This window comes from Mycobacterium sp. KBS0706 (assembly GCF_005938675.2).
In the GTDB taxonomy this organism is placed as follows: Bacteria; Pseudomonadota; Alphaproteobacteria; order DSM-16000; family Inquilinaceae; genus Inquilinus.
This window is the reverse complement of the sequence record NZ_VCCH02000010.1, coordinates 126562-132933: the sequence shown is the minus strand read 5'-3', so window position 1 is coordinate 132933 and position 6372 is coordinate 126562. Positions and strand designations below refer to the sequence as shown.

The 6372-nt window shown below is 71.5% G+C and carries 8 protein-coding genes; all 8 read right to left on the bottom strand.

Annotation, left to right across the window (positions count from 1 at the left end):
* Positions 1–84: 84 nt before the first annotated feature.
* Positions 85–858, bottom strand: coding sequence for a sulfur oxidation c-type cytochrome SoxA (soxA, locus tag FFK22_RS07895; protein ID WP_138888233.1), 774 nt, complete (start codon positions 856–858; stop codon positions 85–87).
* Complete coding sequence (soxZ, locus tag FFK22_RS07890) at positions 858–1178, bottom strand: thiosulfate oxidation carrier complex protein SoxZ (RefSeq protein ID WP_138888232.1); 321 nt, start codon at positions 1176–1178, stop codon at positions 858–860. Before soxZ ends, soxA begins: the two co-directional genes overlap by 1 nt.
* The gene (locus FFK22_RS07885; RefSeq protein WP_138888231.1) at positions 1175–1627 is read right to left on the bottom strand and encodes a SoxY-related AACIE arm protein; all 453 of its coding nucleotides are present in this window, start codon (positions 1625–1627) and stop codon (positions 1175–1177) included. Before FFK22_RS07885 ends, soxZ begins: the two co-directional genes overlap by 4 nt.
* A 74-nt stretch (positions 1628–1701) precedes the next feature.
* Positions 1702–2127: a sulfur oxidation c-type cytochrome SoxX gene (gene soxX / locus FFK22_RS07880; protein WP_221938466.1), complete on the bottom strand. Its 426-nt coding sequence runs from the start codon at positions 2125–2127 to the stop codon at positions 1702–1704.
* A 5-nt stretch (positions 2128–2132) separates the two neighbouring features.
* A complete protein-coding gene (locus FFK22_RS07875) occupies positions 2133–3341 on the bottom strand; it encodes an NAD(P)/FAD-dependent oxidoreductase (protein ID WP_221938465.1) in 1209 nt (402 codons plus the stop codon).
* Between the two features lie 34 nt (positions 3342–3375).
* Positions 3376–3669, bottom strand: coding sequence for a c-type cytochrome (locus FFK22_RS07870; protein WP_138888228.1), 294 nt, complete (start codon positions 3667–3669; stop codon positions 3376–3378).
* The gene (locus FFK22_RS07865) at positions 3666–5852 is read right to left on the bottom strand and encodes a molybdopterin cofactor-binding domain-containing protein (RefSeq protein ID WP_138888227.1); all 2187 of its coding nucleotides are present in this window, start codon (positions 5850–5852) and stop codon (positions 3666–3668) included. Before FFK22_RS07865 ends, FFK22_RS07870 begins: the two co-directional genes overlap by 4 nt.
* 11 nt (positions 5853–5863) lie before the next feature.
* A complete protein-coding gene (locus FFK22_RS07860) occupies positions 5864–6337 on the bottom strand; it encodes a (2Fe-2S)-binding protein (protein ID WP_138888226.1) in 474 nt (157 codons plus the stop codon).
* Between the last annotated feature and the right edge of the window lie 35 nt (positions 6338–6372).

Below are 6372 nucleotides of genomic sequence, written 5' to 3'. Positions count from 1 at the left end.
TCTGATCGGTCTGCGCGTTGTTCATAGAACGTATCATGAACAAGAATCGCCGATAATACTACTGCGCTCGTCGCCCCACCGGTGTCATGGACGTACCCCCGGCGTCTCGACCGGCAGGCCTTCGGCGCGCGAGCGCAGATAGAGCTCAAGGGCGGTGAATTCCGGCGCGTCCCAGCCATAGGGCTCGGCCCGCACGCCGATCATGCAGTTGCGCATCCGCCGCTGCAGCGATCCGACCGATTGCCATTCGAGGCGGTAGATCGGATAGCCGGTCGGGTGCGCCTGCGGGATCACGCTGCCGCCCAGCTTCTCGCCCCAGCGCTGGTCGTGGCAGGCGGCGCAGGACAGGTCGAGCTGGCCGATCCGCCGCTCGAACAGCCGCCGCCCCTCCGCGACGAAGGGCGTGAGAGCCGGGTCCGTGACCGGTTCCACCGGCATGCCGCGTGACTGGTGGGCAACATAAGTCGTCAGCGCCAGCAGCTCCTGGCTTTCGGCGGCGAAGGGCTCGGCGCCCTGCCGCGCCCGGCGGCACTGGTTGATCCGGCCCTGCAGGTCGATCGGCCGGCCGGTCGCCGGTTCGAAGGCCGGATACCGCGCCGCGACGCCGCGCATGCTGTCGGCCGCGTCGCCATGGCAGCCGGCACAGCTGGCGCCGGTGGGGCCTGCGGGGGCCTGCCACAGCGCCTCGCCCTCCAGCACCCACAGCATGCCGGGATTGCTAGCGTCGTCCTGCTGCAGCGCCCGCGTCTCCGGCGCCATGAAGTCGAAGCCCGAGCGCCGGTCGGCAACCGGGGCCTGGCCGCCGACCGCCAGGGCCACGCCGAGCAGCAGGAGCGTCCGGCACGACCGTGCCCGCATCAGGTGACGGTGATCTCGACCGCGGCCCGCTCGACCGTGCCGTCATCGGCGGTCCAGGCGAACTCGATCGTCCCCGACTCCGTCGCCACGGTGGTGAAGGCGATGAAGGGGTTGGCGGACATGGCCGGGAACAGCTCGGCCGCGAACACCTCGACGCCGCCATAGGTGCAGGCGAAGCGGTGGATGATGTCGCGCGGGATCGGCTGGCCGTTCGGGCCGATGCGGTAGCCGGTCTCCATCTTGTGCGCGATCATCGCCTTGATCTCGATGATCTCGCCGCGGCGCGCGGTCTTAGGCACGTTGATCAGGGCCCGGGTCACGACAGGTCCTCGATGCAGGCGGCCAGGGTCACGATGACATCGGCCTCGGCCGACCAGACGGTGCCGTCGCCCATCTCGGCCAGGGCGACGATGGTCTGGGAGGTGGCGAGCCGGAGCCGGGTGGCGACGCTGGCGCGGCCGCAGCGGGGCCCGAGATGGAACACCACCATATCCGCCTGTGGGTTCTTCTCGTTGAACAGCCCGATGCGGCGGACGTGGTCGGCCTCGGTCATCGGGCTGTCCACCCCCACCGTGACGCCGACCGCGTTGCCGTTCTCGACCAGGGGCGGGATGTCGAATTTTATCCGGCCCGGACGGATCTCAGCTGAGCCGGCGAAGCCTCGGATGGCCTCCTGCAGCGAGGGACGGGCACGGGCCGGCCGGGGTGCGAGCACCAATGCGACGAGCCCCACCCCAGCGGCCAGCACGCCGCGGCGGGGAAGAACCATCGAGTCCCCCCTCCACTCGCGGGAGGGGGGACTTTTATTGTCCGGACGAATGGACTTGCCTTGAGAGTCCGCCATCACTCCCTCAACGTCGCGAGATAGGTGATCACATCCTCGATCTCCGCTGCCGTCAGCACCGGCTTGCCCTGCCAGGCCGTGGCGACGCGCGCGAAGCCTTCGGTCCGGGCATAGGAAGGCATGATCGAATCCGGCACCAGCCGCTTGATGTCGACCACCCGCAGCCGCAGCTGGCCTTCACTCAGGCGCGCGCCGATGCCTTGCAGGTCCGGCGCCAGGGTGCCCTGCTGGTGCGGCGGGGCGAAGGGGCCGGCATGGCACAGCGAGCACAGGCTGCGCTGCCGATCCTGCATCAGCGCCAGACCGCGGTCCGGCTCGCCCGCCTGCCCGGTCAGCGGCGTCGGGATGGCGTCGCCCTCGATGACATAGGGTTGCGCGGCCGCCGGCGTCGCGGCTGCGAACGCGGCCAGGATCAGAAGGGCCAACCCTCTCATCCGAACACCGCCCCGGTGATGGTCCCGAACCAGGCCTCGGCGTAGCGGGCCTCCATCTCCCGGAATTCCGGCGACGCGTCGAGCGGGCTGGTGCCGCCGGCGCCCTCGACCTCGCGCAGCAGCCCGTCGGCCGGCCGGTAGACCCCGGCGACCGAGATGCCGTAGCCCGGCGCGACCAGGCTGTAGCAGGTGTTGACCAGCTTTTGCTCCGCCGGCGTTTCGCCGTGCAGCAGGCCGGCCACGGCAGCGGCGCAGACCTGCGCCTGGCCGTTGGCGGCGAAGGCGGATTTCGGCATGGCGCCGGCAATGGCGGCGTCGCCGATGACATGGATGCCGGGCTGCAGCCGGGATTCGAAGGTGACCGGGTCGATCGGGCACCAGCCGGTCTGGTCGGCCACGCTGGCGGCCTGGGCGATGGCGCCGGCCCGCTGCGGCGGAATGATGTTGGCGACATCCGCGCGGTGGCTGCCGAACTCCGTGACCAGCGTCTTCGTCGCGGCATCGACCTCGGTCACCCGGCCGCCGGAGGACAGCGGCACCCATTCCAGGAGCCCCGGATACAGCGTGTCCCAGGCCGCCTGGAACAGCCGCTGCTTCGAGAAGGCGTCCTTGGCGTCGAGCACGATCAGCTTGGAGCGCGGCTTGCGGGTCTTGAGATAGTGGGCGATCAGGCTGGCCCGCTCATACGGCCCGGGCGGGCAGCGGAACGGGTTGGCCGGGGCGGCGATGGCGACCACGCCGCCATCCGGCATCGCCTCCAGCTGGCGGCGCAGCAGCAGCGTCTGCGCCCCCGCCTTCCAGGCATGCGGCATCGCCTCGGCGGCCGCCTGGTCGTAGCCGGGCAGCGCGTCGAAGCGCAGCTCGATCCCCGGCGCCAGGACCAGTCGGTCATAGGCGAGCTCCGTCCCGTCGTCGAGCCGCACCCGCCGCGCTGCGGCATCGACCGCCATGGCCCTGCGGTGCACGACCTCGACGCCGTCCCGCCGCAGCCCGTCATAGCCGAAGCGCTGGGCGTCGAGGTCGCGCAGGCCCGCGATCACCTCGTTGCTGAACGGGCAGGCGGTGAACCGCTCCTCCGGCTCGACCAGCGTCACCGCCAGGCCGTGCCGGCGCAGGGCGCGGGCGCAGGCGCCGCCGCCGAAGCCGCCGCCGACGACCACCACCCGGGCCGTGCCCTGCCCCAGCACGGACGGGGCCCAGAGCACGGCACCGCCGGCGGCCAAGCCCTGGAGGACGGCCCTACGGCCGGGCCGCATGATCCCTGTGGTCCCGGGCGGCGAGCCATTCCGCGATCGCGCGCGTTTCCTCATCGGTGAACCCCTTGGCGATCCGATCCATCACCGTCGCCGGCCGCTCGCCGCTGCGAAAGGCGGCCATGGCCGCGGCAATCTCCGCGGCCGGGCGGCCCTCCAGGCTCGGCACCGGCCCGGCCGCCGCATGGCAGCCGGAGCAGGAGGCCGCGCCGGAGGGCTGCGCCGCGGCCGGAGCCGCGGCCAGCACCGTCAGAGCGACCAGGAGCAGGCGCGTGGTCATGCGCTCAGATCGTGGTTCACCAGCGGCAGGGTGCGGATGCGCTTGCCGGTGGCGGCGAAGATCGCGTTCAGCACCGCCGGGGCGGCGACCGCGATGGTCGGCTCCCCGACCCCGCCCCAGAAGCCGCCGGAGGGGAGGATGACCGTCTCCACCGCCGGCATCTCGTCCATGCGCAGCACGGTGTAGGTGTCGAAATTCTCCTGCTCCATGCGGCCGCCCTTGACCGTGCACTCGCCGTAGAGGCTGGCGGACAGGCCGTAGACGAAGGATCCCTCGACCTGCCGCTCGATCTGCGCCGGGTTGACGGCATGGCCGGGATCGGTCGCGGCGACGATGCGGTGGATCCTGAGGCGCCCGTCGGTGACCGAGACCTCGGCCGCGGCGGCGACATAGCTACCGAAGCCCATGATCTGGGCCAGGCCGCGATGCCGGCCCTGCGGCGCCGGGCTGCCCCAGCCGATCCGCTCCGCCGCCGCCTCCAGCACCGCCAGATGCTTCGGGTGGTTCGCCATCAGCTTGCGGCGGAAGGCGAGCGGGTCCTGCCCGGCGGCATGGGCCAGCTCGTCGATGAAGCATTCCAGATAGACCGCGTTCTGGTTCAGGTTGACGCCGCGCCAGAAGCCCGGCGGCACCGGCGGGTTGCGCATGGCGTGGTCGACCAGCAGGTTGGGGACGGTGTAGCCGATCACCCCTTCCACGCCGCTGCCGACCAGGCCCTGAAACACCACCGGGTCCATGCCGTTCTGCATGCCCTCCGGCCGCACCGCCGCCAGGATCGACTGGCCGGAGATCCGCATGTGCAGCGCCGTCACCGAGCCGTCCGCATCGAGCACGCCGGTCAGCTTGCACTGGGTGGTCGGGTGATAGGCGCCGTGCAGCATGTCCTCTTCGCGCGACCACAGCAGCTTCACCGGCGTGCCGGGGATCTGTTTCGCGATGCGCACCGCCTGCCGCACATAGTCCTGGAAGTTGCCGCGCCGGCCGAAGCCGCCGCCGAGATGGATCTTGTAGACCTCGCATTGCCGCACCGGCAGCTCGGCCGCCTCGGCCGCCGCCGCCAGGCTGGCCTCGCCGTTCTGGGTCGGCACCCAGACCTCGCAGCGCTCCGGCGTCCACACCGCGGTGGCGTTCATCGGCTCCATGGTGGCGTGGTTCTGGAACGGGTAGGCATAGACCCCCGTCACCGTTTTCGTTGCGCCGGTCTGGGCCGCGCCGGCGATCGCCTGGCGGGCATCGCCCACCTGATTGCCGATGAAGGCATCGTCCGCATCGAGCCCGGCGGCCAGCATCTCGCCGATCGAGGCGCTGCTGACGCCGGTGTTGGGGCCTTCGTCCCAGACCACCGGCAAGGCGTCGAGCGCGGTCTTGGCCCGCCACCAGGTGTCGGCCACCACGGCCACGGCGGTGTCGTCGACCTGCACCACCTTGCGCACGCCGGGCATGCCGGCGACGGCGCCGGCGTCGAAGCTCTTCACCCTGCCGCCGAACACCGGACAGGCCTTGATCGCGGCATTCAGCATGCCGGGCCGGACGAGGTCGGCGCCGTAGACCTGCTTGCCGGTCAGCTTGTCCGCCGTGTCCAGCCGCGGCAGCGGCTTGCCGGCGATGGTCCAGTCCTTCGGGTCCTTCAGCCTGACCTCGGCCGGCGGCGGCAGCCGCGCCGCGGCGGTCGCCACCTTGCCGAAGGTGGTGCTGCGGCCGCTGGCCTGATGGGTGATCACGCCCTTGTCGACCGCGCAGTCGGCCGCCGGCACCTGCCATTCCGCCGCCGCGGCCGCGACCAGCATCTCGCGCGCCGCCGCCCCGCCCTTGCGGACATAGTCCTGGGATTCGCGGATGCCGCGGCTGCCGCCGGTGGAGAAATTGCCCCAGACCCGGTCGCGGGCGACGTTCTCGCCCGGGGTCGGGTATTCGGTGGTGACGCGGGACCAGTCGCAGCCCAGCTCCTCCGCCACCAGCTGGGCCAGGCCGGTCAGCGTGCCCTGCCCCATCTCGGAGCGGGCGATGCGGATCACCACGGTCTCGTCCGGCTGGATCACCACCCAGGCATTGATCTCGGGCACCGCCTCGGCCGCCAGGGCCTCGCCGGCGAAGGGCACGCGGAAGCCCAGCGACAGCCCGCCGATCGCGGCGGCGGCGCTGACGATGAAGCCGCGGCGCGATACGCTCTGCACGATCGTCATTCTGGCCTCCCTCAGCCGCTCTGGACCGAGCCGCCGTTGGCGGCGGCCTGCTTGATCGCCGCCCGCACCCGGTTGTAGGTGCCGCAGCGGCAGATGTTGGTGATCTCGGTGGAGATGTCGTCGTCGGTCGGGCTGCGGTTCTGCTGCAGCAGGGCCGCGGCCGCCATGATCATGCCGGCCTGGCAGTAGCCGCATTGCGGCACGTCCAGCGCCAGCCAGGCCTGCTGCACCGGGTGCGACCCGTCGGGCGACAGGCCTTCGATGGTGACGATCTGCTGCTCCGGCGTGATCGCGCTGACCGGCATGGCGCAGGACCGGGTGGCGACGCCGTCGATATGCACGGTGCAGGCGCCGCATTGGGCGATGCCGCAACCGTATTTGGTGCCGGTCAGGCCGATCTGCTCCCGCAGCACCCACAACAGGGGCGTGTCGGGCTCGACGTCGACGCTGCGCTCGGATCCGTTGATCCTGAGGGTGAAGGCCATGGCTGCCTCGCGGTTGGGCTGGGTGGGGCCGGAAT

Bases quoted from the DNA above. Each gene is read 5' to 3' on its own strand.
- FFK22_RS07860 (WP_138888226.1), bottom strand. From the start codon at position 6,337: ATGGCCTTCACCCTCAGGATCAACGGATCCGAGCGCAGCGTCGACGTC.
- FFK22_RS07885 (WP_138888231.1), bottom strand. From the start codon at position 1,627: ATGGTTCTTCCCCGCCGCGGCGTGCTGGCCGCTGGGGTGGGGCTCGTC.
- FFK22_RS07870 (WP_138888228.1), bottom strand. From the start codon at position 3,669: ATGACCACGCGCCTGCTCCTGGTCGCTCTGACGGTGCTGGCCGCGGCT.
- soxA (WP_138888233.1), bottom strand. From the start codon at position 858: ATGCGGGCACGGTCGTGCCGGACGCTCCTGCTGCTCGGCGTGGCCCTG.
- FFK22_RS07865 (WP_138888227.1), bottom strand. From the start codon at position 5,852: ATGACGATCGTGCAGAGCGTATCGCGCCGCGGCTTCATCGTCAGCGCC.